This window comes from Nonomuraea longicatena (assembly GCF_039525605.1).
GTDB classification, from domain to species: Bacteria; Actinomycetota; Actinomycetes; order Streptosporangiales; family Streptosporangiaceae; genus Nonomuraea; species Nonomuraea longicatena.
In genome coordinates this window covers 587519-605899 of the sequence record NZ_BAAAHQ010000001.1, presented here as the reverse complement: position 1 = coordinate 605899, position 18381 = coordinate 587519, and the positions used below count along the sequence as shown (strand labels likewise).

The window sequence follows — 18381 nt, the reverse complement described above, 5'->3', positions numbered from 1 at the left end:
CACCGGGTCGGCGAGGGTGCTGGTGACGGCCGCGTGGCGCGCGTCCAGCTCCCGCAGCAGTTCGCCCTTCTCCTCAAGGACGGCCGGAGCCCGCACGGCGGCCACCGCCTCCTCGACGTCCAGGAATCCTGCCGTCTCCGCCGCCTCGCGGGCCGCCTGCTCGGCCGCCTCGTGCTCGCCCTCTGCGGTGACGGCCTGCTGGGTGGCCTCGATCGCCTCCCGCAGCAGCTCGGCCTCATCGCTCAACCGGGACAGGCGCGCGGCCAGCGTGTCGTCCTCTCCCCTGGCCTCGTCGAGCTTGGCGGTCAGCCGGGCCGCGTCGCCGCCCAGTTCCTCCTGCCGGGTACGGCAGGCCGCCACCCGCGCCGCGACCCGCCGCACCCGCTCGACCACCTCGGTGCGCTCCTGCGCCAGCCGCTCGGCCTCGGCGGCCAGTGCCGGTTCACGCGCCGCCGCCCGGCGCAGCCGATCGAGATCGGCCTCGGCCTCCCGCATCATCCGCGCGACCTCGTCCACCCCTGCCTCGTCCACCCCGGCCTCGACGTCACGGCCCACCCGGCCCTCGGCCGCACCCGCGACCGCCCGTCCATCGCCGTCCGCGACCTCACCACCTGATCGGCCCTCGGCCGCACCCACTCCTTCGCCGTTCGCGACCCCACCGCCTGCTCGGCCTTCGGCCGCCCACGCGACGGCCTGTCCCTCGCCGTCCGCAGGGTCGTCCGGGGATTTCGGGTCGGTGAGGCGGGCGAGCAGGCGGGAGCGCTCTGCTCGCAACTGCCGGTGCTGGGAGCGGACGGCGGCCAGTTCCTCCCCCAGCGTGCGCACCCGGTCGGCGGCCTGCGACCGCTCGGCCTCGACCGCCTCCACGGCCGCCATCGCCGCCGGTTCCCGGGCGGCGGCCTCGGACAGCCGGGCGAGCTCCGCGTCGGCCTCGGCGACCGAGGCTTCCGCCTCTGCGACAGAGGCTCCGACCACGGTCTCGGCTGCGGCGACCGACCCGTCGCGTGCCACCCCGCCGCTGGCCTCTCCCGGTCCTTCCCCCGGGCTCTCGGCCGCAGCGACGCCTCCTGCGGCCTCGACGGCGATCGCGAGACGGGAGGTGAGTGCGGCGATGTCGCGTTCGGCCGACTCGCGGCGCGAAGCCGCCGCCTCGTGGGCGGCCTCTGCCGCCCGCTCGTCGTCGGGCGACGGCGCGCTCGGCGCCGGAGAAGCGGGATTCGGGTGCTCGGCCGAGCCGCACACCGCGCACGGTGTGCCGTCGGACAGGTCGCGGGCGAGTTCGGCGGCCATGCCGTCGAGCCGCGCCTGGCGCACGTCGAGCCAGTGTTCGCGCCGCCGATGCGCCTCGTCGACCAGCCCCGTGAGAGCCCGGGACGCGGTCGCGAGCTCGCCCGTCAACGCGTCACGCCGCCGGGCGGCCTCCAGCACGCCACGGGCGGTGTCGAGCGCGGCGACGGCGGCGGGCAGCGCGGCCGACAGGGCCTGGACGTCGGACAGGCGCGCTCTGGCCTCGGCCAGCCGGGCGGGAAGCGCCTCGGCGGCGGCCTCGGCCACGGCGTGCTGGGCGGCCGACGCGGACAGCCGGGCCGCCCGCTGGGCCAGCTCGCGGTCCGTCTCCAGGACGTCGGCGACGGTGGCGCGGACCGCCTGCGCGGCGGGGATCCGCGCGGCGGCCTGGCGGGCGTCGGCGACCTGCGCCTGGGCGCGCTCGATGAGGGCGGGCAGGTCCGCGAGGCGGGCGGCGGTGGACTCGTCCTCGGCGATGAGCCCGGTGAGCTCCTGCTCGACCCGGCCCAGGTCGCGGCGGAGCACCGACAGCCGCGCCTCTTCCGTGAGCAGGTCGGACAGCAGGGCCACTTCGGCCCGGCGCTCGCGTTCGAGCGCCTCCAGCCGTACAGACGTCTCGACCGCGACGCCCGGCCCGGGGGCGGGCACGCGAAGGGCGGCGCGGCCGAGGGCGTCGAGGGCGAGCAGGTGGGTCTTGGCGCGCGTCTCCGCACGCTGACGCGCCGCCGTGACCAGCGGGAGGACCGTGGCCGCGCGGGCGGCGTCGTCGAGGACGGCCTGCAGGTCGGCGCGCTCCTCCGCACTCTCGTCGAGGGCGCGCAGGAGGGTGCGGGCCTCGGCGTGGCGCCGCTGGTGCCCAGAGAGTACGGCGGCCGCCTCGTGGGCGGCCCGCGCCCGGCCCAGCTCGCCGTCTGCGGCCAGGAAGCGCTCGTCGGCGGCGGAGGCGGACAGCCGTGCCGCCCCCAGCAGCGCCCCCGCCCACCCGAGCGGATCGGCCTCCTGATCGGGCGCGGAGAGCTCTCCCGCGGCCTCCTCGACGCGCTGGAGCGCGAAGTCGACCCGCTGCCGCTGCTCCTGGCACTCGCGCCCGAGCAGTCTGCGCCGCTCGGCCAGCCACGTCTCGGCCTGGGTGAAGACCTTGACGGTGAACAGCCGCTCCAGCAGTCTGCGGCGGTCTTCGCCACCGGCGCGCAGGAAGCGCGCGAAGTCGCCCTGTGGCAGCATGGCCACCTGGCAGAACTGGTCGGCGTTCATGCCGAGCAACCCGCCGATCAGGTCGCCGGCCTCGTCGAGGCGCGTGGTGAGCCCCTGCCACGAGGACCCGGCCTGCTCTTGCACGACGACCTTGGCGTTCTCCTCGGTGAACCCGCTGCCGCGCCGTTTGGGCCGCTGCCAGGCGGGCGAGCGGACGATGCGCAGTCTCCGCCCCCGTACGGTCACCTCCAGCGTCACCGACGGCCCGACGCCCGGCGGCGCGTGGTCGCAGCGCAGGCTGCGGGCGCTGTCGCGCTGGGCGTTGGCCACCTTGCCGAACAGCGCGAAGCACAGCGCGTCGAGCACGGTCGTCTTGCCCGCGCCCGTCGGCCCGTGGACGAGGAAGAGCCCGGCGCCCGCGAGCGCGTCGAACGACACCGTCTCGGTCGCGGGGAAGGAGCCGAACGCGGTGAGGGTGAGCAGGTGGGGCCGCACTAGGCCGTAGCCTCCTTGATCCGGGACGCCTCGATGGCCTGCCGCAGCAGGCGTTCCTCGTCGTCGCCCGCCGGTTCGCCGCGTACCTCGCGGACGAAGTCGAGCGCGACCTCCGCCTCCGGCCGTCCGTGCAGGCGCCGGAGGGGGGCCGCGGGCGCGGCCCCCGAGGGCTCGAAGGCGAGCGCGAGGGTGTGGGGGAAGCGGGCGCGCAGCCGGTCCATGGCCGAGCGGGGCCGGACGGGGTCGGTCAGGACCACCTGCAGCCAGTGGTCCTCGTAGGGGGTGTGGCGGGGGGAGGTGAGCAGGTCGTCGAGGTCACCGCGCAGCCGGCCGACGGGGCGGGGAACGGGCGCGGTCACGAACTCGGCCCGGCCGCCGACCTCGACCAGCCACGAGCCCTTGAGCTGGCGGGTCTCGGAGAAGGAGTAGGCGAGGGGCGAACCGGAGTAGCGGACGGTCGCCGACATGCGCTGGCGGCCGTGCAGATGACCGAGGGCGACGTAGTCGACGCCGTCGAAGGCCGACAGCGGCACGTGGGCGACGCCGCCGACGCTGATGTCGCGTTCGCTGTCGCTGGCCTCGCCGCCGACGACGAAGGCGTGGGCGAGGACGACGGCGTGCCGGTGCGCGGCCCGGTCGCGGCGGATGCGCTCCATGGCGTGGGAGACGGCGGCGGTGTGACTGCGTTCGGCGAGTTGCCAGGGGCCGCGCACGAGTTCGGGTTCGAGGTAGGGGATGCCGTAGAAGGCGGTGTCGCCGACGACGACGGGCTCCCAGGCCCGGTCCGGGTCGGTGCGCAGGTGGACGCCCGCGCGGTCGAGCAGGGTCGCGGCGACGCCGAGACGGCGGGCGGAGTCGTGGTTGCCGCTGATCATGATGACCCGGGCGCCGGTGTCGACGATCCTGCGCAGCGCCTCGTCGAACAGGGCGACGGCGTCGACGGGTGGCAGCGCCCTGTCGTAGACGTCGCCGGCGACGGCCACGACCTCGACCTGTTCGGCTCTGACGGTCTCGACCAGGTGGTCGACGAAGGCGGCCTGGCCCTCCAGCAGGCTCTCGCGGTGGAAGGACCTGCCGAGGTGCCAGTCGGAGGTGTGCAGGATCCGCATGTCCCGTGAAGCTAACAGGTCTCACCGACAAATGCGGTCCCCTCCGCCACACCCGCCGGGAGTAGTCTGGGCGAGCGGCGGGCAGTCCTGTATGGGTGGGCCTGTTATGGATAGGGAGACGGATGCGCGCGGGCCGTGGCACGTTGGGAGTCGCCGCCGGATTGGTGCTGGTGGCGCTGGCGACGGTCGGATACGCACTGCCTCCGGCGTTCGACCCGCCGCCGCTGAAGGGCGACGAGGCGTTCCGGTCGATCGTGCCGCAGCCGGCCCACGAGGTGCGGCCGGTCGTGGCGTCGGGGCCGGTGCGCACGGCGGAGGTGTCGATCCCCGCGCAGCGCCAGTGGCTCCACGGCACGGTACGGCTGCCGATGACGCAGGGCGACCGTCCGGGCATGGTCTTCGTGTCGGGTTCGGGCAACGGCTCGCGCGATGAGTTCACGCCGCAGGCCGAGTTCCTGGCCAGGGCGGGTGTGGCGACGGTGGCCTTCGACAAGCGGACGGACGGCTACTCCTTCCGCGAGCGCGACTTCGCGCTGCTGGCCGACGACGCGCTGCGCTGGGTGCGGTGGCTGCGTACGCAGCCGGGCGTGGACGCCGCGCGGGTCGGGCTGTGGGGTGTGAGCGAGGGCGGCTGGGTGGTGCCGATCGCGGCGGCCGAGAGCGGCGACGTCGGCTTCGTCGTCCTGGTGTCGTCTCCGAACGTCTCCCCGCTGCGGCAGGTTGCCTGGGCGCTGAACGAGCAGTTGCTGCGGCTGCACGCGCCCGTGGGCGCGCGCGACCTGCTGACCCGCGCGATGGGCGGGGTCGGCTTCAACTTCCTGCGCCACGACGCGATGCCCGCGCTGCGCGGCATGCGCCAGCCGGTCCTCGCCCTGTACGGCACGACGGACCCGTCGATCCCGTTCGTGGAGTCGACGCGGGCGCTGACCACGGCCATGCGGGAGTCAGGCAACGAGCGGTACACGATCCGGTTCATGGACAAGGGCGACCACGCGCTGCGCGTCGGGGGCGGCCCGTTCACGCGGGGCTACCAGGAGACGCTGGCCAACTGGATCAAGGGCCTGCCAGGCACGGGCCGGCCCGCCGTGCACATGGCGGGCGCGACGCCGGTGCAGCGCTTCGAGGCCTCGGACGTGCCCGTGGCGCCGTGGTACGCGGGCGGCACGATGCTGGGGTTGACGATCTGCCTGGCCGTGGTGGGCTACGTCGCGGGTCCGGTCGCCTCCATTCTGATCAGGCTGCGCGGGCGTAACCGCGTCCTGGTGCGGGCGGATGCCGTCCTGTGGCCGCCGATCAGGTCGCGGCTCTACCGGATGGTGTGGACGGGCCTGGCCCTGCTGGTGTCGGTGGTGGGGTTCATCGGGCTGCTGGTGTCGTTCTCGATCAACCAGGCGGGTGCCTGGCCCGCGGTGCTGGCCGGGTGGCTGACGGTGCGGGCGCTGGCGGTGCTGATGCTGCTGCAGGAGGTCACGGCGGTCGCCGCGGTGGTGGCGGCGGTCCGGGAGGGGTTCCAGCCGAGCCGCTGGCAGCACGTGGCGATGGCGGGGGTGGTCGGCGGCAGCGGCCTGCTGATGGTGGCCGCCGCCTACTACGGGCTGTTCTCGTTCCCCTGGTAGGCCCACGGGTACAGGTAGACGCCGGTCCAGCGGTCGATCTCGGCGAAGACCTGCTTGCGCACCGGCTCGGCCGACAGCACCAGGTCGTGCATGCCGTCGGTGATGCGCACGCAGGAGACGTGCGTGCCGATCGAGGTCGCCCAGCGGGCGATCTGGCGGGGGTCGAGGACGATGTCGGCCGACTTCGCCTCGGGGACGAAGTCGCGTACCCGCAGCCCGTTGGAGGAGGCGAGGACGAGAACGGGCACGTCCACGTCGAGCCCGGCGTGCAGGCGGCGCTGGGCGCGGCGGACGGCGGCCAGCCAGGTGGCGTGCACGGAGAACCCGCCGAGAGGCTTGAGTTCCAGGTCGTAGTCCCATTCGCCGCCCCGCGAGCGGTGGAGGCTGTCGCCGTACGCGGTGCTGACCCCGAGCGGCAGCGGCCTGCTTGAGTACGAGAGCGGGATCTTGAGCAGGTCGGCGGCGAACCTGAGCGGGGCGGGGACGTTCAGGTCGAGGAAGGGACTGTTCAGCACCAGGCCCTGCACGAGCCCCCTGCCGCGCACCCGGTCGGCCCACAGGGCGGCGATGAGCCCGCCCGTGGAGTGGGCGTTGACCAGCACGTGGTCGTGGTCGCGGCGGATGATCCGGACCGCCTCGTCGATCTCGGGGAAGTACTCGGTGATGCTCCTGACCAGGCCCCTGGTCTGGTGGGGCAGCAGCGACCGGCCGTACTTACGCAGGTCGAGGGCGTAGAAGTCGACGCCTTGACCGACGTAGTGATCAGCGAGATGATCTTGAAAGAAGTAGTCGGTGAACCCGTGGATGTAGAGTACGGCCCTGCGCGAGCCCGCTCGCCGCGACAGCAGGGTGGCGATGACCTCGCCCTCGTAGTCGTCCGGCAGATGCAGGACAGTGCTCTCGTACATGTCTTTCACGATAGGGGGCTTTCGCGCGTTCCGCTCGGGAGACCGAACTCCCCGGCATCGTAAAGCCGTGGGCGCCCGGGAGGCCGGGGGCGCTTCAATGTGACGGTGACGACGGACTGAACCGAGTTCAGCCTCCGTCGTTCACTCACCGACAACGTCATAGTTCGCATTCCATCCATAGGCTCCCGCTCCGAAACGGCCTACGGTGGACTGCGCGGAGAAGCGGGGATGGGCGTGGCGCGGAGTAACGAGCCGATGAGCACCGCCGCGGTGCTGGGGTGGACGCTGCTGTCCGCGCTCGCCCCTGGCGCGGCCCACCTGAGGGCCGGGTGGCGGCGCACCGGGCTGGTGCTGCTCAGCCTGTACGCCGCCGGCCTGCTGGCCCTGCTCTACCTCCGCCTCACCGCCGACGGCGACACCCTCGGCAGCGCCGTCACGCAACTGACCCCGATCATGATCGGCGTGAGCGTCCTCGGCACGGCGTGGTTCGTGCTGGTCGTCCACTCGTTCGTGGTGCTGCGTCCCGGCCGCCTGTCGCAGCGCGGCCAGGTGCTCGCGGGCACCCTGGCGGGCCTGCTGGCCGTCGCGGTCATCACCCCGTTCGGGCTGGTCACGCAGATCCTGTGGCGTTCGCAGGAGGCCTTCCACAACATCTTCCCCGAGGAGAGCGGACAGGCGGGCGCCGAACGGCCCGCCGACCCGTGGAACGGGCGCCGCCGCGTCAACATCCTGCTCCTCGGCGGCGACGCCGACGGCCACCGCGTCGGGGTGCGCACCGACAGCATGAACGTGGCCAGCATCGACCTCGCCACCGGCAACACGGTGCTGATCAGCCTGCCGCGCAACCTGGAGAACGTCCGCTTCCGGCCGGGCACCCCGATGGCCGCCCGCTTCCCGAGCGGCTTCCGGCTGCCGACGGACCCCGGCGGCGGGCGCAGCGACCTGCTCAACAGCGTCTGGGAGTACTCCGACGCGCACCCGGAGATCTTCGGCGGCCGCCAGCGGCAGGGCCCGCAGGTGCTGATGGACACGATCGGCCACACGCTCGGGCTGCGGATCGACTGGTACGCCCTGGTCAACATGTGGGGCTTCGCCCGGCTCATCGACGCGATCGGCGGCGTCACGATCACGGTCGAGCGCGACGTCGTGTTCGGAAGGCACAACGAGGGCCTGGTCAAGGCGGGCCGCCGCAGACTCGACGGCGGCGACGCGATGTGGTACGCCCGCTCGCGCACCTTCTCCGACGACTACACGCGGATGCGCCGCCAGCGCTGCGTGATGGCCGCGCTGCTCGACCAGGCCGACCCGGCCACGGTGCTGACCCGCTTCAACGGCATCGCCCTGGCCACCAAGGAACTCATCAGGACCGACATCCCGCACCGGATGCTGCGCTACCTGGTGCCGCTGGCGCTCAAGGTCAAGAACGCCGAGGTCACGAGCGTGCAGTTCATGCCGCCGCTCATCCACACCGGATACCCGGACTGGCAGAAGATCCGCACCATCACCGACAGGGCTCTCAAGGACTCGGTCAAGACCCGCCAGGTGGCCGCCTCAGCCACCCCCCGGCGCACCCCGGCCGCCGCCCCGAGCCGAACCGCCACCACCACCACTACCACCACCGCCGCCCCGGACCCGTCCAGGTCGCTGACGGACGGCTGCGGACGCTCAGGCGGTGAATGAGTCCTTGGCCAGGCGCTGGACACGGCTCTCATCGACGGTGTGACCCAGGCCGGGCTGGGTGAACGGCACCGCGATCACGCCCGCGTTGGCGCCCACGATCGGGTCGACGATCTGGTTGGTGCGCGGCGGCTGGGTCACGTCGCAGGCGAGAGTGCAGCCGGGCAGGCTGGCCACGGCCACCGTGGCCGCCCGCGCCAGGCCCGCGCCCTGGCCGCCCGCGCACTGGATGTCCCATCCGGCCGCCACCGCCCGGTCGTGCGCGCGGCGGGCGTCGCTGAGCGAGGAGAACGTGCTCGGCCGCAGCAGCAGCGCACGGCCCGCCCGCAGGGCGAGGTAGTCGTCGAGGTCGGCGCCCGCCTCGACCGCGACCGTCGCCGCCACCTGGTCCTGGAGGGTGGCGTGCAGATAGGGGTCGCCGGAGTCGAACGGGCGCTCGACGACCTCCAGGCCGTAGGAGTCGAGCGCGATGAGCTGGCCGGGCTCGGTGTAGGCGCCGCCGCAGTCGACGGCCAGGGTGAGCGCCGGGAAGGCGGCGCGCACGGCCCTGACGGGCTCGACGTCCCAGCCGGGCCGTACGTCGAGGGTGACGTGTCCGTAGCCCGCGCAGACCTGCTGGTTGACCCGGGCGACCAGGCTCTCGTTGGACCGGTCGGGGCCCAGCCGGACGGTCGCCACGACCGAGGTGCGGCTGCCGCCGATCGCGTGGGCCAGCGGGACGCCGCGCATCCGGGTCCACAGGTCCCAGCAGGCCATGTCGACGGCCGGGTCGCCGCTCGGGGCGCTGTCCGGGTGCTGCCACTCGACGCCGATGAGACGGGCGCCGAGGCTTTCCTCCAGCCTGCCCCACATCTTGGGCGGCGGGTTGACGGTCTCGCCCCATCCGACCATGCCGCCTTCGTCGATGAGCTTGACGAGCAGGGTCTCAAGACGGCCGCCGTACGGCAGGACCACTCTGAAGACCTCAAGCTCACGGACCTTCGGCATGTACCCCCCTAGTCACCCACTCCTCTCCATACTGCCCCCCTTCTCCGGCTGGGCAAAACGCGGGGCCAGGAAGGCGGCCAGGAGCGCGAGAGCGAGCGTGAGGCCGAACCCGGCCAGGTAGTTCTCCCCCGTCGCCGTGAACAGGGCGCCGGTGCCCGCGACGGCCACGACGGTGATGACGGACTCGCCGACGCCGAGCGCGGCGGAGTTCTGGCCCTCCTCGCCCTGCTTGGACATCCGCAGCACCAGCACGGACACCGTCGGGTGCATGGCGCCGATGCCGAGACCGGACAGGGCCATCGCCACGTAGGCGACCGCGACCGGGACACTGTCCACGAGCACCAGCGCGACCAGCGCGAACCCGGCGGCCATCAGGAGGGCGCCGCCGCGCAGGGCCGCCAGGTCGCCGATCCTGGTGTGCCCCTTGATCCACGAGCCCGCGGACCAGCCGAGGGCGCCCACGGTGAGCACGATTCCGGCGGCGGTCGCCGACATGCCCCGGGTGGTGTACAGCATGGGCGGGATGAGCACCTGGACGGCGGTCAGCGAGCCGAAGGCCAGCCCGCGCAGCACCGGACCGGTCGGCAGGCCGCGCGCGGCCCGCAGCGCGCCCTTGGGCAGCAGCCTCGGCAGCGCCACGGCCAGCAGCACCACTCCGGCCACCAGCAGCGGCACGCCGGGGGCGCCGAGCGCCGAGCCGTACTGGATGAGTGCGGCCGAGACGGCGGTGAGGGCCGCCCACACGAGCTTGCCGCCGATCCCGGGGCCGGTCCCCGCCTCGCCGCCGCTCACGTCGGTGCCCGAGGTGCCGCGCCACAGCACCAGGGCGGCCGGGACGACGATCAGCGCGACGCCGAGGAAGACCCAGCGCCACGAGGTGGTCTCCACGATGGTCCCGGCGATCGCGGGCCCCACCATGGACGGGATCACCCACGCGGCGGAGAACAGGGCGAACACCCTGGCGTGCATGTCGGCCGGGTAGGCGCGGGCGACCAGCACGTACAGCGAGACCTGGATGAGGCCGGTGCCGAGACCCTGGATGAACCGCCCCGCGACCAGCACCTCCATGGTCGGGGCGAATCCGGCGACCAGCAGGCCGACGACGAAGGTCGCGACGCCGACGGCGACCGGCCGCATCGGCCCGCGCGCGTCGGCCCACCGGCCGCCGAGGACGGTGGCGATGACGCTGGCGGCCAGCGTCGCGCTGAAGGCCAGGTGGTACAGGTGGCTGCCGCCGAGTTCGCGGGCGACCGACGGCATGGCGGTCACCACGGCCATCGCCTCGAACGCGGTGAGCATCACCAGGGCCACCAGGCCGACGCTCAGGGCGCGATACCGGCGGGATACCACGCTTTCCGGGGGGCCGGCGGATTCGGCCAGAGTGGCAGACATGACGGGAACGTATGGCAACCGGCCGGTCCGCCACATCGGGCGCCGGTCCTAGGGATTTCGGCCTAGGGCTGAGAATCCTGCCATCGGGCCAGGTCACGGCCTTCTACGGCCGCCTCCATGAGCGAGGGGAAGGCGTCCGGCGCACAGGCGAAGGCGGGCACGCCGAGCGCCGCGAGGGCGGCCGCGCTGTCGCGGTCGAAGGCGGGGGTGCCCGTGTCCGACAACGCCAGCAGCACCACGACCCGGACGCCCGCGCGGGTCAGCGCCGCCACCCGGCGCAGCGCCTCCTCGCGCGGGCCGCCGTCGTACAGGTCGCTGACCAGCACCAGGATCGTGTCGGAGGGGCGGGTGACCAGGCCCGCGCAGTAGGCGAGCGCCCTGCCGAGGTCGGTGCCGCCGCCGAGTTGGGTGCCGAACAGCGCCTCCACCGGGTCGTGCAGGCGGTCGCTGAGGTCGGCGACCGCCGTGTCGAACACCACCAGCCGGGTCCGCAGCGCCCTGACCGAGGCCAGGGCGGCGCCGTACACCCCGGCGTAGACGACGGACTCGGCCATCGACCCGCTCTGGTCGACGCAGAGCAGCACGTCCCGCTCGACCGCGCGGCGGCGGCGGGCGAAGCCGACCAGGCGTTCGGGCACGACGGTCCGGTGCTCGGGCAGGTAGGTGCGGAGGTTGGCGCGGATCGTCCGGTCCCAGTCGATGTCGGCGGCGGTGCGCGGGCGGTGGGTGCGGGCGGCGCGGTCGAGGGCGCCGGACACCGCCGCGCGCAACCTGGTGGCCAGGCGGCGTTCAAGGTCCTCGACGACGGTCCGCACCAGCGCGCGGGCGGCCTCGCGGGCGCGCTCCGGCAGCACGTGGCGCAGCGCGAGCAGGGTCGCCGCCAGGTGCACGTCCGGTTCGACGGCGTCCAGGAGTTCGGGTTCGGCGAGGAGCCTGGTCAGATCGAGACGTTCGACCGCGTCGCGCTGCAGGAGGTGGACCACGCGGGGCGGGAACAGCTCCCTGATCTCGCCCAGCCACCGGGCCACCCTCGGGGCCGACGCGCCGAGGTCGCCCTGCCTGCCGGGCTGCCCGCCCTCGTGACCGGTGCCGCCGTACAGCGCGGTGAGCGCGGCGTCCATGCGCGCGTCCGTGCCGTCCATGCCGTCCAGGCCCTCCGGGCCCGCTGCGTCGCCGAGGACCAGCCGCCATCTGCGCAGCCGCTCATCCACGCGTCCTCCCGAGAATCGCCAGCACCGTCGCCTCGGCGGCCGACGCGCGGCGCGCGTCGAGGTCCGGTCCGGGCGAGCGTCCCCGGCCGGGTGAGCGGACCCGCTCCCCTATCGCCCTTCTCTCCGGTACGGCGAAGCCCGCGAACGTCCGCCGCAGCAGCGGCAGCACCTGCGTGAAGCCGTCGGGCGTGAGCCGGGCGAGCCAGTCGTCGAGCAGGCCCAGCAGGCGCTGGTCATGCACCAGGAGCAGGCCGCCGCCACTCAGGAAACCCTCGATCCAGGCGGCCGCCCGCGCCGGGCCGCTGCCCCGCGACATCTCCCTGGACATGCGGGCCGGTACGTCGTCGAGGGCTCCGGCGTCGAGCAGGATCCTGGTCAGACGGCCCGCGACGGTTCCCGTGGCGGCCTCCAGGGCGCTCCGCAGCGTGCGCAGCCAGTCGGCCTGCTCGTCGCGGTCGGCGTACTGGGCGAGGGCGGCGTGGACGGCGTCGACGCGGGCGAGCATCGCGGGCGCCGCGTCGTCGGCCAGGCCGGTGAGGGCGGCGGGCAGGCCGACCCTGATGCGGGCCGACATGGAGCCGATCGCCGCCGCCAGGTCGCCCGCCGGAGTGCCGCGCACGTCGCCGTAGCGGTGGGCGCGGACCATCGGGGGCAGCGCGTCCATGAGGTGGGCGACGTCCGTGTCACGGGCCGCCCGGTCGGACAGCGCGCCCAGCACCTCGGGCAGCGCCTCGGCCAGTCCGGCCAGCAGGCACTGCTCCACCAGCGCGGCCAGCCCGCCGAGCCCGTCCCCCTGGCTCGACCGTGCCTCCCGCGCCCGTTCTTCGACCCGGGCGGTCGCGGCGCCCTGGACAGTGGTGCCGAGGGCCGCCGCCTCGATCAGGGTCAGGTCGAACTCGGGCCGCCATTCCAGGCGCCACGCCTCACGGAAGGTCCCCTTGCCGCGCGCCTCCCCCGGCCTCCCCCAGGGCACGCCGAGCAGCCGCAGCCGGTGCAGCAGGTGGCTGCGCTCACGGTCGAGCGGTTCCCGCAGGTCGAGGTCGAGCTCGCGAATCGGAGCCGCACCCCCCACACCGCCCATCCGGCCCGCACCACTCACACCGCCTGTGCCACCAGCACCACCCGCACTGCCCGCACCACCCGCACCACCCGCACCGTCCGCGCTGCTGGCACCAGCCGCACCACCTCTGCCACCATCCGCACCAACCGAACCATCAGCACCAATCGAACCACCTGTGACAGTCACATCAACAGCACCAACCGAAGCGCCGACACCACCAGCACCATCTGTGCCAGCCACGCCACCGGCACCACCTGTGCCACCGGCACCTCCGGCACCACCCGCATTGCCTGCGCCACCGGCACGACCTGCGCCGGCCGTGCCGCGCCGGGCGTCGGTGCGGTCGCGCAGGTGGAGTCTGCGGCTTTGTTCGAGGAGGTCGCGCCGGAGCGGGACCATCGGGGTGTCGTCGGCGACCCGGCCGAGACGGTCGCCGACGACCAGTTGCCGCTGGACGACGGCCGCCCTCAGGTCGTCGCCATCGCACATGACCGCGCGGACCGCCTCGGTGACCTCCGCCAGGCCGGGCAGCGGCCTGCCACGCAGCGCGGCGAGCGCCTCGGCCAGCCGTACGGACTCGATGATGTGAGCGGAGGACACCGGCAGGTCCGCCTCGCGCAGCAGGTCGGCGGCGCGGGTGAGCCACCGCTCCACCGGCCGGTCGGGGGACGTGAACAGGTGCTCGTACCAGCCGGGCGAGGTGATGCCCGCGCCGTAGCCGGAGTGGAGGGCGAGCCGTTCGTGTGTCCACGGCACCCAGGTGAGCTCGACCTTCACCTTGGGCAGGCCGCGCAGCAGGGCGGTGTCACGGGCGGCGGGCGGCAGCGGGTGGGTGAGGGCGGGCACGTGCCAGGCGCCGCAGATCACCGCGATCCGCTGGTATCCGGCCTTCAGGGCCGCGCGGACGGTCCTGCGCATGTACGCCTCACGCCGGGCCTCGTGCGCGTCCGGTTCGTACCCTTCGCGCACGGCCGTCATCGCCTCGGCGACCACCTCGAACGCACTGCCGCCGCGATGCTCGACCGCGTCCTCCCACCACCGCTCAGGGTCGTCGTAGCCCGCCGCCCGCGCCAGCCCCGCGATCGGGTCACGCCCTGGCCCGGCGTACCCGGCGAGCGGGTCGCGGTCACCGCGCCCGGCCTGTCGCGCTGGACTGGTCCTGGCAGGCGCGCCGGTCGGCGCCTCCTCGGTCCGCCGATGTCCACCGCCGCGCTCCCCACGCTCGGACTGCGGGTCGCCGTCGGGTTCTCTACGCCCGACCCGATGTCCGCCGCGCCCACCGCACTCGGACTGCGGGTCGCCGTCGGGTTCTCCGTGCCCGACCTGAGGGTTCCCGCGCCCGGGGCTCTCGCCCTCGGCGGGGGCCGCGAGGGTGGTGGCTGCGGGCAGGTCGCAGAAGCGGACGGGGACGGCGTGGCCGGTGCCGTACCGGATGGCCTGCCATTCGGGGGAGAACTCCGCGAACGGCCAGAACGCCGCCCGGCCCGGCTCGCCGGGCACGTGGGCGAGCAGCGCGACGGGCGGTTCGCACCCCGCCGCCAGCGGCACGAGCGCGTCGGCCTCCGGCGGCCCCTCGACGAGGATCAGGTCGGGCCGCATCCGCTCCAGCGCCTCGCGTACGGCCCGAGCCGAACCGGGCCCATGATGGCGAACGCCGAAAACCTCGTGGCGAGCGCCGGAAACCTCGCCGCGGACGCCCAAGACCTCGCGGCGGACACCCAAGACCTCGTCGCGGACGCCCAGGACCTCGTGGCGGGCGTCGAAGTCGTCGCGGACGCCCAAGACCTCGTCGTGGGTGTCGAAGTCCTCGTGGCGCCCGGTCATGACACCTCGCGGCAGGCGCGGTAGAAATCCCGCCATTCCGGGCGCTCTCGCACCACCGTCTCCAGGTACTCGCGCCACACCACCCGATCGGAGCCCGGCTCGCGCACCACGGCGCCGACGATCCCCGCCGCCACGTCACCGGCGCGCAGCACGCCGTCGCCGAAATGCGCCGCGAGCGCGATGCCGCCGGTGAGCACCGAGATCGCCTCGGCGGTGGACAGGGTGCCGCTGGGCGACTTGACGCGGGTGCGGCCGTCCTCCGTGACGCCCTCGCGCAGTTCGCGGAAGACCGTGACCACGCGCCGGATCTCCGTCAGCGCCGCGACCGTCTCGGGCAGTTCCAGCGAGCGGCCGAGTTGCTCGACGCGGCGGGCGACGATGCCGACCTCCTCCTCGGCCGTGGCGGGCACCGGCAGCACGACCGTGTTGAAGCGGCGCCGCAGCGCGCTGGACAGCTCGTTGACCCCCCGGTCGCGGTCGTTGGCCGTGGCGATCAGGTTGAACCCCCGGCGGGCCCGCGCCTCGATGCCGAGTTCGGGGATCGGGAGCGTCTTCTCCGACAGCGCGGTGATCAGCGCGTCCTGCACGTCGGAGGGCATCCGGGTGAGCTCCTCGACGCGGGCGAGGCGCCCTTCGGCCATCGCCCGCATGACCGGGCTCGGCGTCAACGCCTGCTCCGAGGGCCCCTCGGCCAGCAGCCGCGCGTAGTTCCAGCCGTAGCGGACCGCCTCCTCCGGGGTGCCCGCCGTACCCTGGACGAGCAGCGTGGAGTCACCGCTGATCGCGGCGGCGAGGTGCTCGGACAGCCAGGTCTTCGCCGTGCCGGGCACGCCGAGCAGCAGCAGCGCCCGGTCGGTGGCGAGCGTGGCGACGGCGACCTCCACCAGGCGGCGGGCGCCGACGTACTTCGGGGTGATCCGCCCGCCGTCACCGAGAACGTAGGTCGTCACCGCCCACGGCGACAGCAGCCAGCCGGGCGGACGCGGCCGGTCGTCGTCCTTGGCCAGCAGCGCGAGCTCCTCCGCGAACTCCTCTTCGGCGTGCGCGCGCAGGACCGTCATGTGAGCTCCTTCGACATCTCCGCCCGGAAGCGGAGCAACGTGGCCACGTCCCGCAGACAGGGCGCGCTGGTGGCAAGGTAGTGCAACGACGGGTCGATGCGCTCACCGGCGAGGGTGGCGAGTTCGCCGAGGTTCCACGGCTGCGTGGCCGCCACCTTGACGATCTTGTTGAGTACGGCGGCGGCCAGCGCGTCCCGCCAGGGCCGCTCCACCCCGCCCAAAACCATGATCAACTGGCTGTCCATCTCCTTCCTCGTGACGAACCCGGCCGCGAGTTCCTGCCGTTCGCCCGCCGGGAGCACGTCGAGCAGGTCGGCGATCGGATCGAGGGCGAACAGCGCCCTGGCCCACTCCGGGTGGCGCTGCGACACCGCCGCCCGCACCCACCCGGACCGCACCTCCCCCTCCCACTCGTCGAGCGGCGCCGCCAGCACCGCGCCGGGATCGCCCCACACCGCGAGCGGCGTCCGGCTCACCACCTGTTGCAGCCACCAGGCCCGCTCCCCGACGCCGCGCGGCGGGTGCGGCCGGATCCCGTCGCGCCGCATGCCCGGGTCGCAGGTCTCCGGCGGCACCACCTCGATCGCCCGCCCGCCGCGCGGCAGCCGGACGCACGCCAGGGCGCGCTCGGCCATCCGGGCGGCCAGCCGCGACGACGGCAGCCGGGCGAGCAGCCCCGCGGCCTCCTGCCGCACCTCTCTGCGCCGGTCGTCGAGAACGGACTCAAGGAACTCCTCGTCGTCGGCGGACAACCCGTCGGCCAGCGCCCCGACGAACACCGCCCGGTCGTCCGGCGCCTCCTGCTCCCAGGAGCGCGCCAGCAGGTCGCGCGCCGCGCCGGGCCGCTCGGCGCGCAGCCGCCGCAGGTGGGCGAGCCGGTCGGCGGGACGCCCGAACTCCCAGTCCGCCCCCGTGGGCTCGTCGAGCAGGTAGCCCCAGTCGGGGTTGCACCCGGCCAGCCAACGCCCGCGCCTGCCCGCGACGACGCCCAGCCGTCCTCTGATCGACCTGTCCCTTCTGCCGCGTTCGAGGAGTTCGGGCAGCACGTGTGCGGGCACGTGCCGCCGCGCGGCGGCCGCCAGCCGCAGCCATTCGCCCAGCAACCGTTCGTGCTCACCGCCGAGGATGCGCGTCAGCCTGCGCGCCGCCGCGCCCCCCACACCCGGCAGTTCCTCCGGCTCCGCGACCTCACCGGCCACCCGCTCGGAAGTGCCTCCACCCGCCGCCCGCTCCGGCACGACCCCACCCACCGCCAACCCAGGAGCGAACCCGTCGGACGCCGGCTCGGGGGCGAACCTGTCGGCAGCCGGCTCGGGGGCGGGCCGCTGGCCCGCGCGCCGCCGCAGCACCTCGACGGCCGCGTCGGCCAGCAGGTCTCCGTCGTACGGTCGCCGGTCGGTGCCCACGAGCGCGGCCGAGACCAGTTCCTCCCACGAACCGGCGCCGCCCACCGCCGCCCCGCCCACCACCGCCTCGCTCACAGGACCACCGCCGAGCCGTCCTCGTCCCACACGGTCATGGGCCGCAGCCCGTACGGTGTCCACTCCGCCGCCACCGTCACCGGCCGCCCGCCGGAGACGGCGATCAGCCGCCACGGGTCGTGAAACGACCAGTGGAAGCCGAGCCCGCCCAGCTCTGCGACCGTGCCCGTGACGACCACGGGCCAGGAATCGGTCCACGGATCGGCCGCCAGCGCCGCCCCCACCTCGGACAGCGCCTGCTCGGCGGACACCCCCGCAGGAACTTCTCCGATCGGCGGCCCGTCGGCGCAGGCCGCCGCAGAGGACGCGCATGAGCAAGCCGTCGCGGAGGACGCGTGGGAGCAGGTCGTCGCGCAGAGCCCGCCGGAGCCACCGTCGGCGACGGAGACACCGGAGACGGGGACGCCGGGGACAGGGACGGGGACGCCGGGGACGGAGGCGTCAAGGACGGCGCCGGGGAAGGGGACGTCTGGAATGGAGGCGAGGGCCCGCAGCGGTGCCGCGCCCGGGTAGAAGCGCAGGTCGATCTCCAGGCAGGCGCCCACGGCGGGCGCGTCGGGCAACGGCCGCCCCGGGCCCACGTAGGCCAGCAGCAGGGCCGCGCGCCCGCTGTCGCGCCCCCGCAGCCACACCCGCTGGGCCGTCACCCGGTCCTCCTCCTCGACCCGCGAACCCACCACCCGCCAGTGATCGCGCACCGGCGCCGCCGCCAGCACCTCGGCCCGCGCCACCGGGAACCCCACCCGGGTCAGCACCGTGCGCGCCAGCGGCGGCGGCAGGTGCGCACGGCGCCGGTAGGCGACGGCCAGCAGGCGCAGCAGGGAGTATTCGGCGAGCAGCCGCTCCGGCCACGCGCCGGAGGCGGGCAGCCGGACCAGCCGCGACACCAGCCCGGCCGCGCCGGGAGCCTGGGCGTCGACGAGCCGCCGCGCCATCGCCGACCAGCCCTCGGGGCCCGAGGCGGCGAGGCCGCCCCGGATCTGGTCGCCCAGCCACAGCTCCAGCTCGGACAGCCCCTCGGCGACCCTTGCGTGACGCGCGTCGATCATCCGTCGCAGACTAGCTCTCGCGTACGACAG

Annotated in this window: 12 protein-coding genes; 2 read left to right on the top strand and 10 right to left on the bottom strand. The window is 74.4% G+C overall.

Annotation, left to right across the window (positions count from 1 at the left end):
* The coding region (locus ABD120_RS02715; protein WP_343948036.1) for an AAA family ATPase at positions 1 to 2976 on the bottom strand (2976 nt) is incomplete at its 3' end.
* Positions 2976 to 4085 carry an exonuclease SbcCD subunit D gene (locus tag ABD120_RS02710; RefSeq protein WP_343948035.1) on the bottom strand — a complete coding sequence of 370 codons (1110 nt, stop codon included), beginning with the start codon at positions 4083 to 4085 and terminating at the stop codon, positions 2976 to 2978. The genes ABD120_RS02715 and ABD120_RS02710, both read right to left, overlap by 1 nt.
* Positions 4086 to 4207: 122 nt before the next feature.
* Between ABD120_RS02710 and ABD120_RS02705 the strand changes: the two genes are divergently transcribed.
* Positions 4208 to 5701, top strand: a complete 1494-nt coding sequence (locus ABD120_RS02705) for an alpha/beta hydrolase family protein (protein ID WP_343948034.1) — start codon at positions 4208 to 4210, stop codon at positions 5699 to 5701.
* Here ABD120_RS02705 and ABD120_RS02700 read toward each other — a convergent pair.
* Complete coding sequence (locus ABD120_RS02700) at positions 5674 to 6609, bottom strand: alpha/beta hydrolase (RefSeq protein WP_343948033.1); 936 nt, start codon at positions 6607 to 6609, stop codon at positions 5674 to 5676. The two genes, ABD120_RS02705 and ABD120_RS02700, sit on opposite strands and share 28 nt — an antisense overlap.
* A gap of 255 nt (positions 6610 to 6864) precedes the next feature.
* Here ABD120_RS02700 and ABD120_RS02695 point away from each other — a divergent pair, with 255 nt between their 5' ends.
* On the top strand, positions 6865 to 8289 hold the full coding sequence (locus tag ABD120_RS02695) for an LCP family protein (RefSeq protein WP_343948032.1): 1425 nt from the start codon (positions 6865 to 6867) through the stop codon (positions 8287 to 8289).
* Here ABD120_RS02695 and ABD120_RS02690 read toward each other — a convergent pair.
* From ABD120_RS02690 to ABD120_RS02660, 7 genes are all read right to left on the bottom strand, one after another.
* Positions 8275 to 9273: an enolase C-terminal domain-like protein gene (locus tag ABD120_RS02690; protein WP_343948031.1), complete on the bottom strand. Its 999-nt coding sequence runs from the start codon at positions 9271 to 9273 to the stop codon at positions 8275 to 8277. The genes ABD120_RS02695 and ABD120_RS02690 overlap by 15 nt on opposite strands.
* Before the next feature lie 12 nt (positions 9274 to 9285).
* On the bottom strand, positions 9286 to 10665 hold the full coding sequence (locus tag ABD120_RS02685) for an MFS transporter (RefSeq protein ID WP_343948030.1): 1380 nt from the start codon (positions 10663 to 10665) through the stop codon (positions 9286 to 9288).
* A gap of 62 nt (positions 10666 to 10727) precedes the next feature.
* Positions 10728 to 11876 carry a VWA domain-containing protein gene (locus ABD120_RS02680; protein ID WP_343948029.1) on the bottom strand — a complete coding sequence of 383 codons (1149 nt, stop codon included), beginning with the start codon at positions 11874 to 11876 and terminating at the stop codon, positions 10728 to 10730.
* Entirely contained in the window at positions 11869 to 14760 is a 2892-nt protein-coding gene (locus tag ABD120_RS02675; protein ID WP_343948028.1) for a DUF5682 family protein, read from the bottom strand. The genes ABD120_RS02680 and ABD120_RS02675 overlap by 8 nt, the downstream gene beginning before the upstream one ends.
* Positions 14757 to 15821 carry an ATP-binding protein gene (locus ABD120_RS02670; RefSeq protein WP_343948027.1) on the bottom strand — a complete coding sequence of 355 codons (1065 nt, stop codon included), beginning with the start codon at positions 15819 to 15821 and terminating at the stop codon, positions 14757 to 14759. Before ABD120_RS02670 ends, ABD120_RS02675 begins: the two co-directional genes overlap by 4 nt.
* Positions 15818 to 17302 carry a DUF5691 domain-containing protein gene (locus tag ABD120_RS02665; RefSeq protein WP_343948026.1) on the bottom strand — a complete coding sequence of 495 codons (1485 nt, stop codon included), beginning with the start codon at positions 17300 to 17302 and terminating at the stop codon, positions 15818 to 15820. Before ABD120_RS02665 ends, ABD120_RS02670 begins: the two co-directional genes overlap by 4 nt.
* Entirely contained in the window at positions 17299 to 18351 is a 1053-nt protein-coding gene (locus ABD120_RS02660) for a hypothetical protein (protein ID WP_343948025.1), read from the bottom strand. The genes ABD120_RS02665 and ABD120_RS02660 overlap by 4 nt, the downstream gene beginning before the upstream one ends.
* Positions 18352 to 18381 lie beyond the last annotated feature (30 nt).

Excerpts from the sequence above, each read along its gene's own strand:
- ABD120_RS02660 (WP_343948025.1), bottom strand. The coding sequence starts at position 18,351 with ATGATCGACGCGCGTCACGCAAGGGTCGCCGAGGGGCTGTCCGAGCTG.
- ABD120_RS02695 (WP_343948032.1), top strand. The coding sequence starts at position 6,865 with ATGAGCACCGCCGCGGTGCTGGGGTGGACGCTGCTGTCCGCGCTCGCC.
- ABD120_RS02675 (WP_343948028.1), bottom strand. The coding sequence starts at position 14,760 with ATGACCGGGCGCCACGAGGACTTCGACACCCACGACGAGGTCTTGGGC.
- ABD120_RS02685 (WP_343948030.1), bottom strand. The coding sequence starts at position 10,665 with ATGTCTGCCACTCTGGCCGAATCCGCCGGCCCCCCGGAAAGCGTGGTA.
- ABD120_RS02670 (WP_343948027.1), bottom strand. The coding sequence starts at position 15,821 with ATGACGGTCCTGCGCGCGCACGCCGAAGAGGAGTTCGCGGAGGAGCTC.
- ABD120_RS02710 (WP_343948035.1), bottom strand. The coding sequence starts at position 4,085 with ATGCGGATCCTGCACACCTCCGACTGGCACCTCGGCAGGTCCTTCCAC.
- ABD120_RS02705 (WP_343948034.1), top strand. The coding sequence starts at position 4,208 with ATGCGCGCGGGCCGTGGCACGTTGGGAGTCGCCGCCGGATTGGTGCTG.
- ABD120_RS02700 (WP_343948033.1), bottom strand. The coding sequence starts at position 6,609 with ATGTACGAGAGCACTGTCCTGCATCTGCCGGACGACTACGAGGGCGAG.
- ABD120_RS02690 (WP_343948031.1), bottom strand. The coding sequence starts at position 9,273 with ATGCCGAAGGTCCGTGAGCTTGAGGTCTTCAGAGTGGTCCTGCCGTAC.